We start from the raw sequence: 20,865 nt of genomic DNA, 5'->3' as shown, positions 1-20,865 counted from the left end.
AGAAAACTATTATGAAAATAGTGACCAGACTCTTTTTTTTATTTTCTTATTGCTAGCACTTCTAGAATTTCCTCATCTGACAAATCCCATAAAGGAGAACTGGATTTTCCAGTACCTATTAGTTGATTTTGCAACTGAAGTTTTTCATTAATAAGGTAATCCAGTTTTTCTTCAATTGTCCCTTGTGATAAGAAAGTATGAACAGTGACTGGCTTTGTTTGTCCAATCCGATATACACGATCGGTTGCTTGGTTTTCAACTGCAGGGTTCCACCATCTATCAAAATGAATGACTTCAGAAGCTGACGTTAAATTAATACCAAACCCGCCTGCACGAAGGGACACAATTAATAGTGGAGTGTCATCGCGTTGGAAATTTGTTACCATTTGATATCTGTCTGCTTTATTAAGTTGACCATGAAAGAACGGAATATTTAATCCCCAAGCCTCTGTTAAAGAATGCTTAATTAAGTCTCCCATATACTTATATTGAGTAAAAAGAAGTGTCTTCTTACCATCGTTTTTTAGTCGAGTCAATAAATGACTGCATTCTCGCCATTTCCCTGACCGTTTATCCTCCATATGAATCCATTCTTGCTTTAAGAAATGTGCAGGATGGTTGCATATTTGCTTGAGTTTCATAATTAGGCGAAATAAGTTTGCTTTTTTTTCATAAGCTGTGAAAGTAGGTTTGCCTTCAAGATACTCCTCAACAACGGCCTCATACAAGCTTTGTTGTTCCTCAGATAACTTAACAACATATTGAGTAACCTTTTTATTAGGAAGAGTTAACTCATGTTGGAATTCTAGTTTTGTCCTCCTTAATATAAACGGACGTATTAAAGATTTTAGTTGTTCAAGTTGCGCTTTACTTTCAGTGAGCCCTTTTCGGATAAACCGATCAAAAAACCATTCCTCGTCCCTTAAATATCCGGGATTTAACAGATCCATAATGCTCCATAATTCCTTTGGTTCGTTTTCAACAGGTGTTCCAGTCAATGCAATAGTATGAAAGGATTGAATAAGCTTAATAGATTTTCTCAACTTCGAAGCTACATTTTTCAGTTTCTGAGCCTCATCTAATATTAAACTTGACCACTTATATTTTTGCAGCAATTCTCGATCTCTCACTGCAAGTGGATATGATGTGATGATAATATCAGTGCTTTCATAATTATTAGCTAATGTAAGACTACGCTCTACAACTTTCCCTTCATGAATATGAAGCTTTAGGGACGGAGCAAAAGTATTTATTTCCTGAGCCCAATTTGTAACTAAGCTTGTAGGGCAAAGGATAAGATGAGGACTTGACCTAGAATCCTTCGATACTAATGATTCTATATACGCAATTGTTTGTATGGTTTTACCTAACCCCATATCATCTGCCAAACAAGCGCCAAAAGAGAACTGTCTCATTTTTAACAACCATTGGACGCCTTCTCTTTGATAGGACCTTAGAAGGGAGTACCAATGATTTGAAAGGGTAGAATGACTAACATCGTTCCAAAAGTCTGGGAGTTCCCAGTTAATCGTTACTGCCGATGCCCTTTTATACTCCGAATGGTTATCTTTTTCCATTAATTCTTTCTCAAATGATGCCCTTAAAGAATTGAAGTATACTGCAGGATTTGATTGGCTTTCCCTATATTGCAACCAAAGTTTTTCTGCATCTTTCAAATTCCATTTAACCCAGTGATCGTGTAAAAAAATGAGCTCTCTTTTTTCCTCCACCCACTGCTTAAAAATGGATTCATCAACAGGAAGATCATTGATAAGGAAGGCCCAATTAATGTTTCTTTGAACATAAGTGGCATGAGATTGATTATCAACACTTTGTTCGAGCATGCCGTTAATTTTTGGAACGGCGCTTACCTTTTTTAACTCTTCTGGCACAAGGGTTGTAACACCTAATGCCTCCAGATCTTTTGTACCATGAGATAGGAAGCTATTTACTTCTTCCTCTGTCAATTCTATTGTTGTATTTATCATTGTCATTGTTGAAAAAGGAAAAACACTAGAGACATCCTTCCATCTATCTTTAATAAATGGTATTGGATTACTTCGAAATGGGTGGGTGCCATCTTGTAGCTTGGACAACGGCTGCATTTTGCCAGTCTCAAGCTCTTTTAAATAACTTTCAAGTAGCCATTCTTCTTCCTTCCTGGCAGGTTCTCTTAGTATTAATGTAAGTTCAAATGGAGCTATTTTACCATTCCATAGCTTTAAACATTGTGTATAAAGGTGATCGGATAGGGAGTATGTTGCCTTTGGGTTTTCCAATGTTAAAAGCCACTTTTTCACTTGTGCATCTTCATAATAATCTCGTATTTTAGCAATATATGTTGCTACTTTCTTCTTATTTTTATCTTGTGGAAACCAATACTGAAGCCAATCCAAAACAATATTAATAATCGTTTCTGATGTATCTGGCAATGTATTTTTAATGGATGGGATAGTGTTGAATATATACTCCAGTTTTTGTGGGTTCTCTATATTCCAACGTCCACTCTTGTCAGGGAATATTATAGTTTCATCTACTTCTTTTGTTAGTTCTGTAATAAAGTTAACCATTTCTTTTAATTGAGAAGTGATGTACAAGGTGTTATTCAACTTCCACTGTTTATATAATTGTGGAATAGTGTTTAATTGACTTGCTGGAATCCATACGCCTACGGTCTTACCATTCTGAGTTGTCTTTAAATCGTAAGTAAGTCCGTAAAAAGACGCAGCATCGCCCTGAAATAATCTTTGCTTAAATAGCATGGGGTCGTAATGCTCGCTATACTTCTCAGAAGTAAGTGTTAGGAGAATACCTGACTCATTTTCATTATATAATAATTCACAGTTAATCTTTGAAATCTTAACATTAGTAGCTGCCATGTTCCTCTAGCTCCTTTATAAATGACGAGTAGCGGGAAAACTTATTTTTTAGAATGATTAGATACTCTTGAAATTGGGAGCTGTTTCCGTCATAGAAACGTCTTAGTATATTAATATAAGCTACAGCTTGTACATAATGACTACGTGTTTTTCTTACAATCAGGCGTTCTATTACTTGGTGTAGAATGGACGGCGTTTCTGTATGCTTTATTTTAATTAATAGGGTTAAAAACTTGTACTCTTCTTCGCTTAAATGGAGTGGATCAGAGATACTTCGTAATTCTGTTATACCTTCTTCAAGCCTTTGATGGTACATGATGATGGAATAGTAAACTCTCTTTACATGATCCTGGTGTAATTGTCTTTTTAGCATGGATATGGCTAAATCAATCGCTTTATTTTTCTCTTTATCGTCATCTATGGATTCAATAAAATATTTATATTTTTGGAAATGTGGAGAAGTTAGCCACCTGTTTAGCCATCCCTTTATAGACTCAGGATCCTCGTCATTACAAAGTTTTGATGGCACCTCAATATTAAATTCAGCGATTATCATATTACAGCATTGATCTAATAATTCACTCCAAGTAGAGTTTTCATTAAATACAATCTTGAAGGATTCTGACTGGGAAGATGCAAGAGTTTCTTGAACCAACTTTCCAAGTTGTTTCTTCCGTAAGGTGTATAACTGTTTTTTTATCAGTAATGACCTAATTTCCCTTAGGCATAAGAGTTTAATGACAGGCTCATATTTATTTGCCTTTTTTGCTGAAAGTTTAAGTTCCCTATTCCAGCCTTGTCCATTAAGCCAATTGCTAAAAGTTAGGAGACCATTTTCTTCAAAAAATATGATTTGGGAATACAATGTTAATTCTTTTGAAAGCTTTTCATTTATATAGATGTATAATTCATTTGCACTTAATGATTCTTTCATTATTCTGATTACCTCCAGTTTCTCCTTCTTATATTTTACTAATGTAAGTTGCTTTCAACAATAAAAAAAGACGAACGTGAATTATAAAAAATTCTTCTTTTTACATCCTTCATTACATACGATATCTATAAGAAAAAGGAAAGGAGCGTGGTCATGAAGGATAATTGCTTCCAGGCTGAGTTCCAAGACTTGTTTGTGGAATTACCACGACCAGCACTGAAATCCTTTATTCATAAACTGCTCCAAGCACAGTTCCGTATTTCATGGCGACATGAAAAGGATACAGTAGAATTGGTCATTAAATCCCAAGAAGGTCAGGTAATGATCCCCATAAAAAGACCTAATGAGAATTTAACGGTAATTCAATTAAATGAATTGTCTATATGCATGGAAGACTTAGCCATATTACTAGAAGAGTTAATAACGGAAACAAGAGGAAGGGCGATTGTAAAAACTGCTACAGGCGGATGGATCTATGTCAGCTGTTTTGATAAGGGCAAGATTGTTTCAGTTATGAAAATAGGTGGAGGTGAAAAAGCTGAGATGGGGTCATACCGGACAGTAAGGAAAAGTAAGGATAAGATGGAAGGTGTAGACCCAGAAGTTAAAGCATATATCATATCAAGAGAGATTGACTACCTTTTGATGGAGCTTGTTGAAGCTTTGGAAAAAGAAGATACACAAGAAATTACAAGACTTAAAGAAGAACTTCGAACATTATCCGTGGAGCAGAAACGCCTAAAGGACGTGGAAGGTCAAAAAATTTAAAACTAAAACTTTAAAAATAATTAAAAACTAAACATCTGTCCAGTCCAGTAACTCAGCATCTCCATACCATATAAGTGTACTTACTTATCAGCTGGAGGTGAAGGGGATGTACGGTTACGGATATCCAGGGGCGTATGGCTGCTACCCAGCTGCACCAGCAGGTGGATTTATCGGTGGCTTTGCGTTAGTATTAGTTCTATTTATTTTATTAGCTATTCTTGGAGCTGCTTTTGTGGGGTATTAATGATGGAAAGGGACTGTCTTATCTGTGTGAAAACAATAGGGCAGTCTTTTTAATAAGTCTAAATTAGTACTAGGATTCTTTGATTGAATTACTTCTGCTTTTCTTAGTATTTTATTTTTATTCCTTGGACATGTTATGATAACGATAGTACATAAAAGGAGGAATAGTTATGGCAATCGAAGTTAGGGCAGAAGCAACCCCAAATCCAAATGCAATGAAGTTTACTGCTAACCAAGTACTGTTTGAAGGTACTGGTAGCGCGTCTTTTAAGAAAGGGGAAGAGACTGACCACTCATTAGCAAAAGAACTCTTACAAATTGAGGGTGTAGACAATATTTTTGGCTTTCAAGATTTTGTAACTGTTAATAAAGAAATGGATGCTGAGTGGGATGCCCTCTTACCTAAAATTGAGGAAGCATTTCAAAAAGCATACGAATAATATTTGAACTAAGTCAAAGCTACTTCACATCGAAGTGGCTTTTTCATATTTCAACCGAAATATTACAAATTTAAGAATTAACAGTGTGACCATCTTGTGAAACCTCCTAAAAGTGTGAATAAAATCACCGCGATCATGTTATAAAGTATATAAGATAAGATTAAACAAACAGACTTATAAATGTTATTAACCATAAAATACTCATGCAAAAAAGTGAAGGAGGGGGAGCAATGGAAAGTTATCAAGGGTGTCTCACTTCTGGATTTCAAAAACCAGATATATATTGTGACGCATTGCAATTATTATTAGACGAACATGAACCCTTAAGGAATGATCTGGATCGCTTATATCAAACAGCTTCCTTATTAGCCTATGATCCAAAACGACTTGATCGAATGGAGATAGCAGAAAAACTTAACCTACAGTTTAATTCTTTTATTAAAGTTTTACAGCCACATTCAAATAAGGAAGAGATGTATCTCTTTCAAATGATATCGAAACACTTAGGTGATGATGGTGGACCAATAGCAGTAATGCAAGAGGAGCATAATCACGTAACGAGACATATTACGTTATTTTTACAGAAATATTCAGAGTTTACTGGTGAAGAAGAAAGTGTACGAGAACTTGCCTATTATGTGTCTGTTCTTTTTCACACATTAACAGACCACTTTCTAAAAGAAGAGGAAATATTATTTCCATTAGCAGAAAATATGCTGACTAATGAGGAAAAACAATTTTTGCTTCAATCTTTTGGAAAAGTTAAAGCAGGTTAAAGGGTAGTCTTAAAGGGAATCTTCCTTTAGGGCTATTTTTTTCGTTTATTTTCTTTTCTCCTTTACCGAACTAAATTCTTGAAAGAATTCATACTATAGGAGTAAAATAAATGTTAAATGTTAATTAGAGTGGGGGGATATCCTTGGAAAACGTAACTGATACATATGAGAATCTTGTGATTTCTCCTTTGAAAAAAGGCTTATTAGATGGAATCCCTATAGCAATTGGCTATATGCCGGTTGCGTTAACTTTTGGCCTGATAGCAGGGTCAACGGGGCTTGCTGTTTCAGAATCAGTACTTATGAGTATGATTGTCTTCGCAGGAGCCTCACAATATATGGCCTTATCTATGATTGCTGTTGGTTCTACTGCATTAGAAATAATCGCAGCAACATTTATTGTAAATTTTCGACATTTACTTATGAGTGCCTCTATTCATGAAAGGGCTGAAAAATCATCAAAAAAGATGAGAGCTCTTTACGCATTTGGACTTACTGACGAAGTTTTTGCAGTAGCCTCCACGAAAACCCCACCTATTAAGCCTGGTTATATACTTGGAACAGCAATAATGGCTTATACTAGTTGGGTTTCATTTACGGCTGTTGGCTTCTTTGCAGGAGCCATTTTACCGTGGTTTCTTCAGGAGAGTATGGCAATTGCATTATATGCTCTTTTTATTGCCCTTTTAATACCATCGATTAAAAAAGAAGGTAAAATTGTCATTATATTAGCTTTATTAGGTGGACTATTTCATGTATTTTTTGCAATATGGCTATCTACAGGATGGGCGATCATGTTTGCCACCATTGCTGCAGTATCTGTTTATGAACTCACAGAGCGATTTGTTTTAAAGGGGGATGTTACGGAATGAGTATGGCGATGTTCTGGATGATTATAGGTATGGGAGTTGTTACATATATCCCTCGATTAATGCCCCTCGTTTTGTTGAAAACGGAAAACTGGCCAGCTTGGTCAAAGCGCATGCTTTCGAGAGTCCCATATGCTGTTTTAGGAGCCCTCATTTTTCCTGGTATTATTTATGTACATGAAAACCTTCTTTTCGGTCTTTTGGGAGGATTTGTAGCTATAATACTTGCTTATATTGGAACGCCATTAATTGTTGTGGTTGGGGGAGCTATAGGAGCACTCTCTATCTTTACTATCTTCTTTTAAAAATACCGTGAAAATACTTTATTGCCATTTCATCACAACTATTTGACTCGCTCTCCGTGGCTATGTTTATTTACCGGCTTCCCACGGAAAACGAGTCAATTGTAATTTATTAGTATGGTGAATTTTTTAGCTGTCTACCATAACGTTTTGACACGATATCATAAAATCCCAATGAATTATATAACTTCTTTGTAGCGATATTATTTACCCCTGTTTCTAGTTCAATCCCGTTGAATCCTTCTTGTTCTGCCCAATATAGCACATTTAATAAAATATTTCGTGCTATCCCTTGTTTTCTATACTTCTTCAAAACGTATAGATCATTTAACCAAATATATGGACCACCTTTATCAAGGCTAATTCCTGAATTTAAAAACGCGCATCCAACAATATTTCCATTTATTTCTGCTACAAAAAACTCAGTGCCAGAATCTTCTTGGAATGCTAATTGGATTGATTTCAATAGGGCTTCCTCTGTAACGTGTTCAGTTAATGCATTCATTTGCTCTAACATAACATTGCATATAGATTGTTGCATATCCCCCGGTGAATCCTTACAAACTTTAAATACTTTCATACCTTTACTTCCCCCCATTCCACTATATCTTCCATAAGAATAGGGGAAATCCTTCAATAAATGTTTTTGGAGTGAAGAAACTCTCTGAATAGGACGTTTTTTTACTTGTCCTCCGTCGAAAATTCTTCAGCGAATTCATATAAAGTTTGTTGCAAATCCATTATTTGTCTTCTTTCTGCCAAAGTTGAATCAGCATAAGCCTGTGAAATCGCCTGTTTTGCACGCTTTATTTTCTGTTCTGTTTCATCCTGTTCTAGAGGGGTAGTAGTACTCTGAATAGCTTGCTGTGCTTCTTCTACTGCTTCTCGTGCCTCTTGAAAAAAACGATTTGCCATCTTAATAACCTCCAATTTTAATTTAAGTATTTGCTAGTTAGATACTTCATTGTCCTCTCAACAAGGTCTGTATTAGGGTGCGCATAATGACGTGTAAACATGAAAAAACTGTCCCCCTATTTGGTGACAGTTTTTACAAATTGATTTGCTATTCTGTTATACACGAGTGTTATGACTTTAGATTAAAGTGCTCTTCTAAATAGTGGGCTACCCCATCTTCCTCATTAGTTAATGTTTGTTCGTTTGCAACAGATTTTAAATCATCTATAGCATTTTTCATTGCTACCCCATATCGTGCATATTCAAGCATTTCAAGATCATTATCCTCATCGCCAAAAGCAATTACTCGCTCTTGAGGAATATTATAATAGTCAGCAATTTTCTTTAGTCCAACTGCTTTATTTACTCCTGACTTAACGATCTCGATGACATGCCAAGGAGCACCCCAGGAGCGCTGTTCAATTACTTCTGCATGAGCGCTCTTTAAAAGACTTTTCAATGATGCATGATTTTTTTCGTCAGGATGAATAAGTATAGAGGTTGGATCTTCAGTAAGTAAAGTGTATAGATTTCCATAATCTACAGGTGATTGCCCTAAAGTAAAGGCATCTGAAAAACCTTTGTTTCTATATCTTAAGTAGTATTCATCCATAATTTCAACCATTATATTGGTTACATGAAATGCCTCACATGTCTCTATAATTATTTTTGCCAATTTATTATCAAGAGGCGTGTGTTTCGCTTTAAAAGAAGTTCTGCTTATAGGATGGTGTACAAAGGCACCGTTAAAATTAACGATCGGGGAATCTAGCATAAGTTCTTCATAATAACTCTTACTTGCCCGATAAGGCCTTCCAGTAGAAATAACTACTTTATGTCCTAGATCCCTTATTTTCCTTATGGCTTTATGGTTACGTAGGCTTATTTCTTTATCATCTGTTAATAATGTTCCGTCAAGATCTACGGCTATGAGGTGAGGTTGCATATCCAAGCTCCTTTCAAATAGTAAAACATACCAAGCAAATACATGGGTTTTACAATGAAAACATGTTATAAATATACTATACTTAATAATGGTGATAAATAGATCTTATCTTTTTCTAATTAAATTGCAGATAAGTTTTAGTATAAGTGTGGCTCAAAATGCAAGAATAAGTACAAACTGTAAAATTTTTCTTACTTTTCTTTTTCTAATTATGCAAGGAGGTGGGAACGTGGAATTATTTTTTTCTTCGTTCACTGCAAGAACCATTTGGACGCCAGAGTTGATTATTGTTCTGGGACTTATTAGTTTTTTATACTTTTGGCTTATTGGACCATTGAGGAATAAGTTCACTAATGCTGAGCCTGTCCCAACACGTAGGAAGGTCTACTTTCATCTCGGACTTTTAGGGATCTATTTTGGGTTTGGAGGGCCATTATATGTATTAGGACATTTAATGTTAAGCATGCACATGCTCTCAATGGCCATTGTTTATTTAATCACTCCACCTTTATTGTTACTCGGACTCCCTACATGGTTTTTCGAATATTTTAGGCAGTTTAAAGTACTTAGGGGGATATTTACAATCGTTGGATTTCCAATTTTAGGGCTTGTGCTATTCAATGCTATGATCTCTTTTTACCATCTTCCCTTTACCTTTGACACACTTCTCACAAATGAGGGGTGGCACAACGTATACCAATTAGGAATGTTGTTCGCTGCATTACTCATGTGGTGGCATTTACTGCCTAGAATGGTTACAAAATATGATATGTCAGAGTTAAAAAAGGTAGGGTACATGTTTGCGAGCGGAGCTCTATTTACTCCTGCCTGTGTACTTATCATTTTTGCAGGATCGCCATTGTATGCGACTTATACGGACCCTGCTACATGGGCACTAGCAATTAGCTATTGTTTACCTGCTGGGGCACAGATTCCATATGAACTCTTTACAACTGGTTCTCAGTCAATAGCTCCGTTATCTCCATTACACGACCAGCAACTAGGCGGTGCATCTATGAAGGTTATTCAGGAGCTTGTATATGGTGTGGCCATCGGTTATGTCTTTAAACAATGGATGAATAGGGATAAAGCTACAAATGACTCCACTACTCATAAAGAATATGATATGGAGATTGTTCGTGGGAATGATTTGGTTAATTTGAAAGAGGGATGAGGAAAATGTCTAATTTAAGATTGATACTATTCGCTTTAGGGATAGTCTTTTTACTCCAAGGATGTAGCTTTCTATATGGTGATCCAGAACCTAAAGGTCGAGATCCTGTGACGGATGTTTCAGGTGTTGAAGAACCATGGGAAGTAGCTGACATATCGGCTGTCAATCAAGATGGGGAAGATTGGAATGTTGATCAAATGGAAGGGCAATGGTGGTTAACGAAAACGATATTTACAAGATGTCCAACTGTTTGTATGACTATGACTCCAAATATGGTAGCTTTGCAGGATGGTATTTTAGAAAATAATTTAGATGTACAGATTGTTTCCTTTACTGTCGATCCTGATTTCGACTCACCAGAGCAGCTTCTTGAATATGCAGATGCTTACGAAGCTGAACTGAGTAATTGGCAATTTGTGACGGGTTATTCTCAGGACGAAATTGAAGATTTTGCTTTAAAAACATTTAAGCTACCAGTTACAAGGATCCCAGATCAAAATGATATAGCTCACCCTACTCGATTTTTTCTTGTAAATCCAGAAGGAATAATTGTCAGGATGTATGATGGGGATGCTGATTTTGATTTGGATGCATCTATTGCTGACTTGATCGATGTTGTGAATTAATTTAATTGAAGCTATAATCATTAGTGTCAAAAAGAAAATATACTTTTTGGCACTTTTTTTATTGAATGTTTATTAATTAATACTGGGGATTGTAATAAGAGGGGGATATATGATGTTTGAAGAGCGTACTGCAATAAAAGTTAGTGAAGCAATAAAACGTGTGATGCAGTTTTGCAAAAAAGGGGAAATAGAATACATAAACATTGATGATGCGGAAGGGAGATATTTAGGGAAAGCCGTTGTAGCAGACCATAACATCCCATCGTTTGATCGAACTCCCCTAGATGGTTTTGCAGTAATTAGTGAGGATACAGCTAGTGCAAGTCCTGAAAATCCCGTAAGACTCGAAGTGATCGAAACAGTGGGGGCAGGCAACCTAGCTAAACGGGAAGTTAAGGCTGGACAAGCAGTTCGTGTTATGACAGGAACTATGATGCCGGAGGAATGTGATGCGATTGCGATGTTCGAACTTACGAATGAGATTGAAGAGGATGGGAAAACGTGGATAGAATTAAAGCGCCCTTTTAAGAAAGGGGACTTTGTCTCATTTGAAGGAGAGGAAACAAAGAAAGGTGACGTTTTATTAGAAGCGGGAACAAAGATTCATGCAGGTGTAATTGCTGTTTTAGCAACATTTGGCTATAGTGAAGTTCCTGTTGTTAAGAAACCAGTAATAGGAATTTATGCAACTGGCACTGAACTATTAGAGGTTGATGAAGAGCTTGTTCCTGGAAAAATTAGAAACAGTAATGCATATATGATAAAAACACAAGTCCATCAGGCAGGTGCAGAAGCAGTTTATTATGGTCAGCTAGCAGACGATTTTGATCAATGTTACGATGCTGTGAAAAACACTTTAGATAAAGTTGATGCATTAATAACTACAGGTGGTGTATCTGTAGGAGATTTTGATTATTTACCTGAAATATATCAAAAGCTAGGTGCAAATGTACTATTTAATAAAATTGCGATGCGACCAGGTAGTGTAACTACTGTTGCAGAAAAAGATGGGAAGCTTTTATTTGGATTATCAGGAAACCCTTCTGCTTGCTTCGTAGGTTTTGAGTTGTATACTCGTCCTTGGGTGAAGACTTTCCTCCATTCTGATAAGCCTTTTACAGAATGGGTAAAAGGTACATTAACAGAAGATTTTCCTAAGCCAAATCCATTTACTCGATTTATAAGAAGTAAAATATCTTTTGAAGGTGGTAAGATTACTGCGTCCCCAGTTGGGATGGATAAATCACAAGTAGTAACTTCCTTGGCTCATTCCGATGCCCTTGTCGCAGTTCCAGGTGGTACTAGGGGATATAAAGCTGGAGATGAAGTTGATATTCTACTATTATTTAGAGAAGGAACAAAGGATCCTTTTAAAGATCCAGAGAAGTTGAGGGTTAAGAAAAGTAATGATGACGCATAAAGTACCTTCTATCTTTCAAGTTGTTGGTTTTTCTAACAGTGGGAAAACGACTATCATAACGAAATGGGTTAAGTCTTTAACTGCTGCTGGTGTCCAGGTGGTTACTATAAAGCACCATGGTCATTCAGATCCATTAAAAAAGGTTGAGGATGCTGATAGTACCAAGCATCAGAAAGCAGGAGCGATTGGTTCCCTCATAGCAAGTCAGATGGAAATTCAGTTAAACTTAAATGGAGCTGGTGAGCTTTCACTTGATCAGTTAATTGAGTTTTACAAGTTTATATCTCCAGATGTGATTATCGTAGAAGGGTTTAAGTCTGAGGGATATCCTAAAGTTTTGTTATTGCGCGGAAGAGATGAAGATTATAAGTTATTGGATCATTGTAATCAAGTAGAAGGTGTTATTTGTTGGAAAAAGGAAGATGTTGATAAAGTAAAAGAACGGTTTACGAACGTTTTTCATATTGAAGAGGAAAAGCAATATATGAATTGGTTGATGTCATGGTTTGTTAAGAAGGAGGAATCTTGATTTTGGCTTTACAAAAAGGTTTTGTCATTACAGACAAGGAAATAAGTATTCAAGAAGTAGTAGATAAAGTGATGGACCGAAATGCAGGTGCAATTAATACATTTATTGGTACAGTTCGAGAAATGACAAAAGGGAAGAAGACATTATATTTAAAATATGACGCTTATGTACCAATGGCAGAAAAAAAGTTACAACAAATCGGGGAAGAGATTTTAAAAGATTTTCCTGAAGCAAAAGTAGCGATTACTCATAGAATTGGAGAATTAGCTATATGTGATATTGCAGTTGTTATTGCTGTGTCTACACCTCATCGCGCTGATTCTTACACTGCTAGTCGATATGCTATTGAACGAATAAAGGAGATTGTCCCGATTTGGAAGAAAGAGCACTGGGAAGATGGGGAAGAATGGATTGGAGACCAGTTGGAAAAAACACCTTATCCAAGTGGAAGTCCTACAAAGGAGGAATTGGAATGATTAAGGTCCTTCTATTTGCAGATTTAGAGGAAAAAGCGGGTGTAAGGGAAATAGAACTTTCAAATTCTGAAATGAAAGTTCTTGAAGTGAAGAAGTACTTAATTGAGGAATACCCAGTATTAAAAGGGATAGAAAACGCCCTACCTGCAGTCAATGAAGAATACGCTACTAGCGATACTGTAGTGAAAAGTGGAGATACAATTGCCTTTATTCCTCCAGTAAGTGGCGGTTAGCCATTATTTTATACGAAAGTATAATATATTCTCCCTCACTGTTTTGGTAATATTTGATTACATATTAAATAGTGGGGTGGAATTCATGCTTAAACAGTTGATGAGACTCAGAGTGATTTTATTAAGTATGATAATGGTACTCGTTTTTGCGGCCTGTGAAATTGATATAACCATAGATGGTGGTAACGATAGTGATGAGGAAGATAATGGAGAAGAAGTTGTAGATAACTCTGTGGGTGATTCTAATGATGAAAACAATCAAGATAATGATACAGAAGCTGAAGTTGATAATGACACCAACTCTGACAACGAAGGAAATGAAGATGACACGTTAACTGATAATGGTGACAGTAGTGAGCCTACTAACGATGGTTCAGGAGAATCAGTTGAGAACGAAACCACAGAACCTGATGCAGACACAGATAGTGACGATAATGGAGAAGATACTTCTGTTTCGATTTTTACTTATCTACCTATGGAGGTTGGATATATACACCATGTTGGCGGGAGTGTACCTGATGGATTTGGAGAGTATGTGGAAGTCATTGGGGAGATGGACGGTGAATATTTCCTAGCTATAGGAGGCTCCACTGCAATGGGATTTTATCGTCTATATAAAGTGAATGATCATGAGGCTAGTATTGTTTTTGAAGCTAATGAAGAACATGGTGAGTACTATGATTTAGAAGAGTTAGTTTCTGATGGTCATATAGATGCAGCAATCATGTATGCATTAGATCACACTAATATGAACTTTGTATTACTTCAAGGTCCACTAGAAGAAGGAACGAGCTGGGATGACGGTGTGATAGTAAATACTCATGTAAGTGCTCTCCTAACAGACGATTCTACAATTAATGCTTTATTAGTTGAATATGAGGATAGGGAAGAACTACGCTATTTTACAGAAGATTTAGGGTTAGTAGGTATTGTAAACTATTCCGAATCCGTTCAAGAACTGTTTGGTGAAGCCATTTATGCAAAAAAAATAGTGGAATAGTTATGTAAAGGTGAGGTCACCTGTGGAATGGATATACACATTCCACAGGTGACCTTTTTAATAATTCATTAAATCACGATGATGGTAAAAACATTTTTAAATAATAGAGAGTCTAGTTATCCATAAAATGTTCATATATAAATGTTTTTAAGGGATAATAATGTGATCTATTTCACAGTTTGAATTCATAAATACTTGTAGAATATGACTATATCATCTATTGAAGAGTTATTAGGCAGAAATGAAGGCAACAATTTCTTCATAGTACACTTTTTACGGTGATGCATAGCTTTACTTCCTTTAAATAAGAACCCAACGTAAGTGAAGCTGGTTCCCCCAAAACCAGCATGTTGCCAAATAAGAGCGTTACAAACCCAAATTAAATGCATGGATTTAGTTCATTATGACCCCCAATCATTATGAACGAAAAAAAGCTACTAACGAAGGTACACTTCATAGTAGCTATTTTTTTATTGGCTTTGTTAAAGGGTAAAACCACTATACCTTTAGGCTAGTGGTGGTTCAATTAGTATTTAATAGTTTTATTTAATAGAAAAAAAATAAAGAGGTTAACGAATTGCAGCATTTGAGTTTCATAATATCTATTATCCACTCTTTCCAAAAAAAATAGAAGGAAGAGTGTTAATGTAAGTAAAATGATAATGCCACCTATTAAGAAACCGAATAATAGAAGGAGGGTTTTAAATACCCCTATTTGTTTGATCATACTTTTTATCTTGTATAACATGTATCTCCCACCTCTTTTACATGCACACTTTTATTATATAAGTACTATACACTACATAATTTTACCTTTTTCGGTGAAACTTGCAACATATTTATAAGTCAATAGGAGTTTCTGTCGGCCTTGAACTATGTGTAAAGCGAGTAGACTTTAGTTTGTTTCAACAACTTATTTTCAAGGGAGCCTGTTGCCTGTTATTAAAATGTTGTTATGATATGTAACGATAAAATAATAATAAAAATGAACGCCATCAAAAGGTGGGATCGTCGACGCTTTCCTGTTGCCTTCTGGTTACGAAAGATACCAGTAACGAGAAGAATTAAAAAAACTACTCCTGTTACAGCACCAGTAATGAATGGAATGCTTGTTGAGAACCCCTTTGAATATATAAGTACACTAAGGCCGTGATTAAAAATAAGTAGTGTAGCTATTAATGCTACTGGTCTATGTGTTTTCATCCATTTCCTTGCTATGGAGGCAAGTTGCTTTCGTCGTACCTTGTTTCTACTCTTCTTAATCCAAAGAAATAAAAAATACATACTAAAGTTAAGTAGCACTGCAATAAGAGCTAAATATCCAAACACGGAAATCGCTGTAAACATATATGGTCACCTCATATTCATATTAAACGATTTACCAACATTTATCATAGTTTTCTACAACCCTGTTAGATGTTTATACAAAACATAAAAAAGCCTAGATTAGATCTAAGCCTTTTTAACGTCCTTTTATTATAAATCTTTGCTATATTTTCTTGGAAAAGAGTGTAGTATAGTGATCTTTTGTTTGCTCTTGGACTTCATGTTCAAAACCCTTAGATGTCATTACTTTTAATAGTGGTTCTGGAATGAATGGCGTGTGTAGTAAAATCTGCTCATTATCCCTAAGTTCATCTACTGCTTTCATAATTTTACTAAAAGGATCGTTACTTGACGCAATATCTTCTCTTACATCTAATTCAATATAAGACATTCCTTCTTCCCCCTTACATAAAATATATTTCCTAATAAGAATATGATAGATTAACAAGTTGGGTCAGTGATGAAGGTCACTTAAATTGATAAAAGGTGTGATTCTCTTCACATACTTAGTTATAAAATTTTGTTAAAGTATAAATATAAAAGTACTTTAAGATTGGAGAGGGATCATGATTCAATGTGAGGTTCAACAAATTGGTGCTGATGACCTTATAGTTATTACAGGAGGTACAAGGCCACATATTGGAGCAGTAGTAATTGCAACGTGGAATAATGATCAAGTCCAGTTAGTCAGTCATGGACTTCCACATCACAAAGAAGAACAATTATTTTTAGAGTTGGCTACAGTTTGGTGTAATACTTTCCATAAAAATGTCGTTGTTTCTGGTGGAATTCATGTGGATAATGCAACAAAGGAGGAAATTAATAACTTAGTCAACAAGACTTGGGAAAAGTTTTTTATATTAATGTCTGATCAAAAATTAAAAACGATAAGTTAAATGTAAAAGGTGTTCCATAGGAGCACCTTTTACATTTATATATAGAGAGTAAATTTGTTATAATATAAACATACAAGTGAGGTTCCTGACCTCATTGATGATTTTAGCTTGAACATGTTGGGGGTATTTTAGATGAATATAGATATAACAGAAAATGCTTTATCATGGTTCCAGACGGAACTTGGGGCACAACCAGGTGATGGTGTTCAATTTTTTGTGAGATACGGTGGTTGTGGCAACATCCAATCTGGTTTTTCATTAGGTGTCGTTAAAAAGAACCCAGAGGATCCTGGAGTGACAGTTAAGAAAGGTGATATAACTTTCTTTATTGAAAAGAAGGATGAATGGTATTTTGAAAACAGAGACTTTGAAGTAAATTTTAATAAAGATAAGGATGAAATAGAATTTCATCATAATTAAAATAAAAATAAGCAGGTTGTTCCCATTGATTTATACCCTTGGGAGCAGCCTTTTTTTTGTGAGGAAATTTGCTTCAGGAGTTCAGGGACCTGTTCCCCGAAAATTATTTCGGGGAACAGGTCCCTGAACTTTATTTGAATATATAGTGACAGTTTTGTGAAGAGTGACAGTTTTGTGAACTGGAGTACACAGGGAATTTCCCCCAACCCATTGGTATGACTAGAACGATAACGCTTACATTTAATTTTTACTATCGCGGTGTGATTAAATTCACAGGGTTGGTGTGAGGAATTGCACAGTGGTTTATGGTTTTGATTCTTAAAATAAGAACTACAACACACATACAAAGAGATAATTTATTTGGAAGTTTAAAGGGGGAAGTTCCATGAAGGGGTTAGAAAGATCGTTTTATTCAAAGGCAAGTATGTATTCCTTTATCGTTCTTATGGTTTTATTTTTCTTACTTTGGATGAGCACAGGTCAATTTACTAAAGTGAAATGGGCATCATCAGGATATATGATTGCCTCTATTATATTTTTTATAGGAATGACAATTAGGCTAACTGCCTGGGGGTTACGCCCGGCGACACAGCAAATGATTAAACGTAGTTTTCAAAATATGAAAACAAAAAAGCGTCAAAAACGAAATACGAAAGCGATCGTTACGACGCTTGTGGATAATATTATACTTCAAAAATATATTTTCAAACGTGGTATTTATAGAGGTGTCCAGCACTGGCTAATAGCCTGGGGTTGTATAGGCTCCCTTGCGATTACTTTTGCTTTAACATTCAACTGGATGTCTTTTAAGATGGTTGACCCAAGTACATTTGCAGTAGTTGTATTTGGATTTGAAACATTGAAAATGCACCCTGAAAGTATTTTTGCTGAAATGTCCTACAATGCCTTAAATATTACGTCGTCCATGCTTTTAGTAGGATTGGTTATGGCGATTACTCGTCGATTAAAAAACAATGATCTAAAAGTTACGGAAAGAGCAGAATTTGATTTGCTCCCACTATATTTAATGCTTGCAATGACAGTGAGTGGATTAGTTCTTACAGTTTCATATAAGTTTTTATCAGGGTGGATGCACCCACAAATGGCACTTATACACCAAATTACCGTTGTTGTTTTCCTATTATATTTTCCATTTGGAAAGCTGTTCCATCTTCCGATTAGGCCACTGGCAACTGCAGTACCAATGAACTATCAAGAAGAAGTTGGAGTCGATACGAAAAACTGTATTGGCTGTGATGAGCTTTATTCGAACGATGATCAAATTACAGATGTTCAGGCGATACTAGGCCAACAAAACTTTGACTTTGAAATGCAAGATGGCCATAAATTATCTGATTATTGTCCAGCATGTCGTAGGAAAATTCGTGTAATGAATCATTTAAATATGCCATCACCTTTTGGTAAAACGATGGAGGAGCCAGTTCAAACAAATAATGGTATCCATATTCCAGGGTTCGGTCGTGAACGTAATGAGACATTTTATGAAGATGTAAAGGGGGAGAAATAAATGACAGAATTTGTTACAAAACCAGGTGTGAAAAATTTACAGCACCCAGGTGAAAAGCTGATTACAACCCACTGTTGTTATTGCGGGATGCAATGTGGAATGCACATAAGATTGAATGAAAAGACAGGGAAAGTTGTAGGTGTGGAACCTAGATATGACTGGCCAGTAACACTGGGGAAAATGTGTCCTAAAGGAGTTACAGCCTATCAAACGATTGATCACCCAGAACGAATTACGAAACCACTTATTAAGAAGAATGGTGAATTTGTGGAAAGTACTTGGGATGAGGCATTGGATTTAATTGAGAAAAACTTTAAAAGTCTTCAAGGAAAGCATGGTAAGGATGCAGTGTCTGTGTTTGGCGGCGTGTCTATGACAAATGAAAAATGCTACCTCGTTGGTAAATACGCTCGAGTTGCACTTGGTACTAGATTCGTAGATTACAACGGTCGCTTCTGTATGTCTTCTGCTGCAGGCGGATTTATGAAAACACTAGGTATAGACAGAGGTTCCACTTTACCGTGGCCAGAGCTTGAACATACGGACTGCTTTTTTATGGCTGGAACAAATACTGCCGAATGTCACCCAACGACGATTCAATGGTTATGGAAAGCAAGAGACAAAGGTGCAAAAATGATCGTTGCAGATCCAAGAGAAACCCCAACCGCTAGAATTGCAGATGTTCACTTAGATTTAAAAGCAGGAACAGATTCAGCGTTAGCCAATGGAATGATGCACTTGATAATTAAAGAGGGTTACGTTGATGAGGAGTATGTTAACGAGCGCTGTAACAATTATGAAGAGCTAAAGGCTTCCGTTGAAAAATTTACTCCTGAATATACATCGGAAATTACAGGGGTATCCATTGAAAAATTAGTAAAAGCAGCTCACATATACGGTAAGTCTCCACGTTCAGTGATGATGTTTGCAAGAGGTGTAGAGCAACAAGCTAAGGGTGTTGACAATGTGACGTTATATACATCGATGGCATTATTAAGGGGACAAATTGGAAAATTCGCATCAGGTGTTGCCACATTTACTGGTCAAGGAAATGGGCAAGGAGGACGTGAACATGGTCAAAAAGCCGATGCTCTTCCTGGTTATAGAAAAATAGACAATCCAGAACATGTGAAATACGTTTCCAGTGTTTGGGGAATTGATCCTTCAGAAATGCCAAAGGCTGGTGTTTCAGCATATGAAATGTTTGATGAAATTCAAGCAGGAAATATTCGTGCCATGCATGTGATTTGTAGTAATCCAGCAGTATCAGCACCGAACAATAATTATATTTGGGATAGTTTTAATAAACTTGATTTCATGGTTGTAAGTGATTTCTTTTTATCAGAAACAGCTGAATTTGCAGATGTTGTCTTACCTGCATCAAGCTGGGCTGAAGATGAAGGAACGACAACTAACTTGGAAGGCCGTGTTATTCGAATCAGAAAAGTGAAGGACCCTATTGGAGAATCCAAAACAGATTGGGAGATTCTTAAACTAATTGCAGAAAGAATGGGGAAAGGCAGCTTCTTCAACTACAACAACCCGAGAGACATATTTGAAGAGTTCAGAGTTGCTTCAAAAGGTGGGAAAGCTGATTATTCTGGTATAACATATGAGCGAATTGAAAAAGAAGACGGTATTTTCTGGCCATGTCCATCTGAGGATCACCCAGGAACACCAACTATGTTTCAGGAGAGTTTTGGGACGCCGGACGGAAAAGCGAACTTAGCTGCTGTTGAGTGGCAGGAGCCAGATGAAAATCCATCTAATGAGTTCCCTCACATTTTAACAACAGGTCGTGTTGTATTCCATTATTTATCTGGAAGTCAAACGAGGCGTACAGATTTCTTAATGGAACAATGTCCAGAGCCTTATGCTGAAATGCACCCACACCTAGCGTCAAAATATGCGCTTCAAGATGGAGACAATGTTTATCTAGAAACAAAGCGAGGATCCATGACTGTTAAAGTGAAATTGACGAAAGCCATTCGAGAAGATCATGTATTTATCCCATATCACTGGGGGAAAGAACTTTCTGTTAATAAACTAACAAATCCAGCCCTAGACCCTACATCTAGAATGCCGGAATTTAAAGTGTGTGCCGTAAAACTCAAGAAGGTATAAGG

The 20,865-nt window shown here is 36.2% G+C and carries 24 protein-coding genes; 17 read left to right on the top strand and 7 right to left on the bottom strand.

Going from position 1 to position 20,865, the window contains the following annotated elements; translation table 11 throughout:
* Window positions 1–38: 38 nt before the first annotated feature.
* On the bottom strand, window positions 39–2,879 hold the full coding sequence (locus BW724_RS15080; protein ID WP_088076013.1) for a DEAD/DEAH box helicase: 2,841 nt from the start codon (window positions 2,877–2,879) through the stop codon (window positions 39–41).
* The gene (locus BW724_RS15075) at window positions 2,866–3,813 is read right to left on the bottom strand and encodes a hypothetical protein (RefSeq protein WP_088076012.1); all 948 of its coding nucleotides are present in this window, start codon (window positions 3,811–3,813) and stop codon (window positions 2,866–2,868) included. Before BW724_RS15075 ends, BW724_RS15080 begins: the two co-directional genes overlap by 14 nt.
* Window positions 3,814–3,966: 153 nt before the next feature.
* Here BW724_RS15075 and BW724_RS15070 point away from each other — a divergent pair, with 153 nt between their 5' ends.
* The 6 genes from BW724_RS15070 (at window position 3,967) to BW724_RS15045 (ending at window position 7,214) form a co-directional block, all read left to right on the top strand.
* Window positions 3,967–4,581 (top strand): hypothetical protein, encoded by a 615-nt coding sequence (locus BW724_RS15070; RefSeq protein WP_088076011.1) that lies wholly within the window; start codon window positions 3,967–3,969, stop codon window positions 4,579–4,581.
* Between the two features lie 106 nt (window positions 4,582–4,687).
* A complete protein-coding gene (locus tag BW724_RS15065; protein WP_088076010.1) occupies window positions 4,688–4,825 on the top strand; it encodes a YjcZ family sporulation protein in 138 nt (45 codons plus the stop codon).
* A 169-nt stretch (window positions 4,826–4,994) separates the two neighbouring features.
* A complete protein-coding gene (locus tag BW724_RS15060) occupies window positions 4,995–5,264 on the top strand; it encodes a NifU N-terminal domain-containing protein (protein ID WP_088076009.1) in 270 nt (89 codons plus the stop codon).
* Window positions 5,265–5,494: 230 nt separating this feature from the next.
* Window positions 5,495–6,040: a hemerythrin domain-containing protein gene (locus BW724_RS15055; protein WP_176371422.1), complete on the top strand. Its 546-nt coding sequence runs from the start codon at window positions 5,495–5,497 to the stop codon at window positions 6,038–6,040.
* A gap of 143 nt (window positions 6,041–6,183) precedes the next feature.
* Window positions 6,184–6,912 (top strand): AzlC family ABC transporter permease, encoded by a 729-nt coding sequence (locus tag BW724_RS15050; RefSeq protein ID WP_088076007.1) that lies wholly within the window; start codon window positions 6,184–6,186, stop codon window positions 6,910–6,912.
* On the top strand, window positions 6,909–7,214 hold the full coding sequence (locus BW724_RS15045) for an AzlD domain-containing protein (RefSeq protein ID WP_088076006.1): 306 nt from the start codon (window positions 6,909–6,911) through the stop codon (window positions 7,212–7,214). The genes BW724_RS15050 and BW724_RS15045 overlap by 4 nt, the downstream gene beginning before the upstream one ends.
* 109 nt (window positions 7,215–7,323) lie before the next feature.
* On the opposite strand, the gene BW724_RS15040 is transcribed toward BW724_RS15045, so the two are convergent.
* The 3 genes from BW724_RS15040 to BW724_RS15030 form a co-directional block, all read right to left on the bottom strand.
* Window positions 7,324–7,791, bottom strand: a complete 468-nt coding sequence (locus tag BW724_RS15040; RefSeq protein WP_088077950.1) for a GNAT family N-acetyltransferase — start codon at window positions 7,789–7,791, stop codon at window positions 7,324–7,326.
* Between the two features lie 101 nt (window positions 7,792–7,892).
* Window positions 7,893–8,126: a DUF3813 domain-containing protein gene (locus BW724_RS15035; protein WP_088076005.1), complete on the bottom strand. Its 234-nt coding sequence runs from the start codon at window positions 8,124–8,126 to the stop codon at window positions 7,893–7,895.
* Window positions 8,127–8,295: 169 nt separating this feature from the next.
* On the bottom strand, window positions 8,296–9,111 hold the full coding sequence (locus tag BW724_RS15030; protein ID WP_088076004.1) for a Cof-type HAD-IIB family hydrolase: 816 nt from the start codon (window positions 9,109–9,111) through the stop codon (window positions 8,296–8,298).
* Window positions 9,112–9,340: 229 nt separating this feature from the next.
* Between BW724_RS15030 and ctaG the strand changes: the two genes are divergently transcribed.
* From ctaG to BW724_RS14995, 7 genes are all read left to right on the top strand, one after another.
* Window positions 9,341–10,285 (top strand): cytochrome c oxidase assembly factor CtaG, encoded by a 945-nt coding sequence (gene ctaG / locus BW724_RS15025; RefSeq protein ID WP_088076003.1) that lies wholly within the window; start codon window positions 9,341–9,343, stop codon window positions 10,283–10,285.
* Between the two features lie 5 nt (window positions 10,286–10,290).
* Complete coding sequence (locus BW724_RS15020; RefSeq protein WP_088076002.1) at window positions 10,291–10,911, top strand: SCO family protein; 621 nt, start codon at window positions 10,291–10,293, stop codon at window positions 10,909–10,911.
* Window positions 10,912–11,023: 112 nt separating this feature from the next.
* A complete protein-coding gene (gene glp, locus BW724_RS15015; protein ID WP_088076001.1) occupies window positions 11,024–12,331 on the top strand; it encodes a molybdopterin molybdotransferase MoeA in 1,308 nt (435 codons plus the stop codon).
* Window positions 12,318–12,860: a molybdopterin-guanine dinucleotide biosynthesis protein B gene (gene mobB, locus BW724_RS15010; RefSeq protein WP_088076000.1), complete on the top strand. Its 543-nt coding sequence runs from the start codon at window positions 12,318–12,320 to the stop codon at window positions 12,858–12,860. Before glp ends, mobB begins: the two co-directional genes overlap by 14 nt.
* 2 nt (window positions 12,861–12,862) lie before the next feature.
* A complete protein-coding gene (locus BW724_RS15005) occupies window positions 12,863–13,336 on the top strand; it encodes a molybdenum cofactor biosynthesis protein MoaE (RefSeq protein ID WP_088075999.1) in 474 nt (157 codons plus the stop codon).
* Window positions 13,333–13,569 carry a molybdopterin converting factor subunit 1 gene (gene moaD / locus BW724_RS15000; RefSeq protein WP_088075998.1) on the top strand — a complete coding sequence of 79 codons (237 nt, stop codon included), beginning with the start codon at window positions 13,333–13,335 and terminating at the stop codon, window positions 13,567–13,569. Before BW724_RS15005 ends, moaD begins: the two co-directional genes overlap by 4 nt.
* Window positions 13,570–13,654: 85 nt before the next feature.
* On the top strand, window positions 13,655–14,569 hold the full coding sequence (locus BW724_RS14995; RefSeq protein ID WP_088075997.1) for a hypothetical protein: 915 nt from the start codon (window positions 13,655–13,657) through the stop codon (window positions 14,567–14,569).
* A gap of 942 nt (window positions 14,570–15,511) precedes the next feature.
* On the opposite strand, the gene BW724_RS14980 is transcribed toward BW724_RS14995, so the two are convergent.
* The gene (locus BW724_RS14980; protein ID WP_088075994.1) at window positions 15,512–15,916 is read right to left on the bottom strand and encodes a hypothetical protein; all 405 of its coding nucleotides are present in this window, start codon (window positions 15,914–15,916) and stop codon (window positions 15,512–15,514) included.
* A gap of 142 nt (window positions 15,917–16,058) precedes the next feature.
* A complete protein-coding gene (locus BW724_RS14975; RefSeq protein WP_088075993.1) occupies window positions 16,059–16,286 on the bottom strand; it encodes a DUF2249 domain-containing protein in 228 nt (75 codons plus the stop codon).
* Window positions 16,287–16,461: 175 nt separating this feature from the next.
* Between BW724_RS14975 and BW724_RS14970 the strand changes: the two genes are divergently transcribed.
* The 4 genes from BW724_RS14970 to fdhF all read left to right on the top strand — a co-directional run bounded on the left by BW724_RS14970 (window position 16,462) and on the right by fdhF (window position 20,863).
* Window positions 16,462–16,791 (top strand): prenylated flavin chaperone LpdD, encoded by a 330-nt coding sequence (locus BW724_RS14970; RefSeq protein WP_088075992.1) that lies wholly within the window; start codon window positions 16,462–16,464, stop codon window positions 16,789–16,791.
* A gap of 132 nt (window positions 16,792–16,923) precedes the next feature.
* Window positions 16,924–17,211: a HesB/YadR/YfhF family protein gene (locus tag BW724_RS14965; protein WP_088075991.1), complete on the top strand. Its 288-nt coding sequence runs from the start codon at window positions 16,924–16,926 to the stop codon at window positions 17,209–17,211.
* Between the two features lie 385 nt (window positions 17,212–17,596).
* Window positions 17,597–18,739, top strand: coding sequence for an MFS transporter (locus tag BW724_RS14960; RefSeq protein ID WP_088075990.1), 1,143 nt, complete (start codon window positions 17,597–17,599; stop codon window positions 18,737–18,739).
* Window positions 18,740–20,863 (top strand): formate dehydrogenase subunit alpha, encoded by a 2,124-nt coding sequence (fdhF, locus tag BW724_RS14955; RefSeq protein WP_088075989.1) that lies wholly within the window; start codon window positions 18,740–18,742, stop codon window positions 20,861–20,863. It begins immediately after the preceding gene.
* Window positions 20,864–20,865 lie beyond the last annotated feature (2 nt).

The sequence above is a fragment of the Litchfieldia alkalitelluris genome, from assembly GCF_002153425.1.
Lineage (GTDB): Bacteria > Bacillota > Bacilli > Bacillales > Salisediminibacteriaceae > Evansella > Evansella alkalicola.
This window is presented reverse-complemented; position numbering and strand designations above follow the sequence as displayed.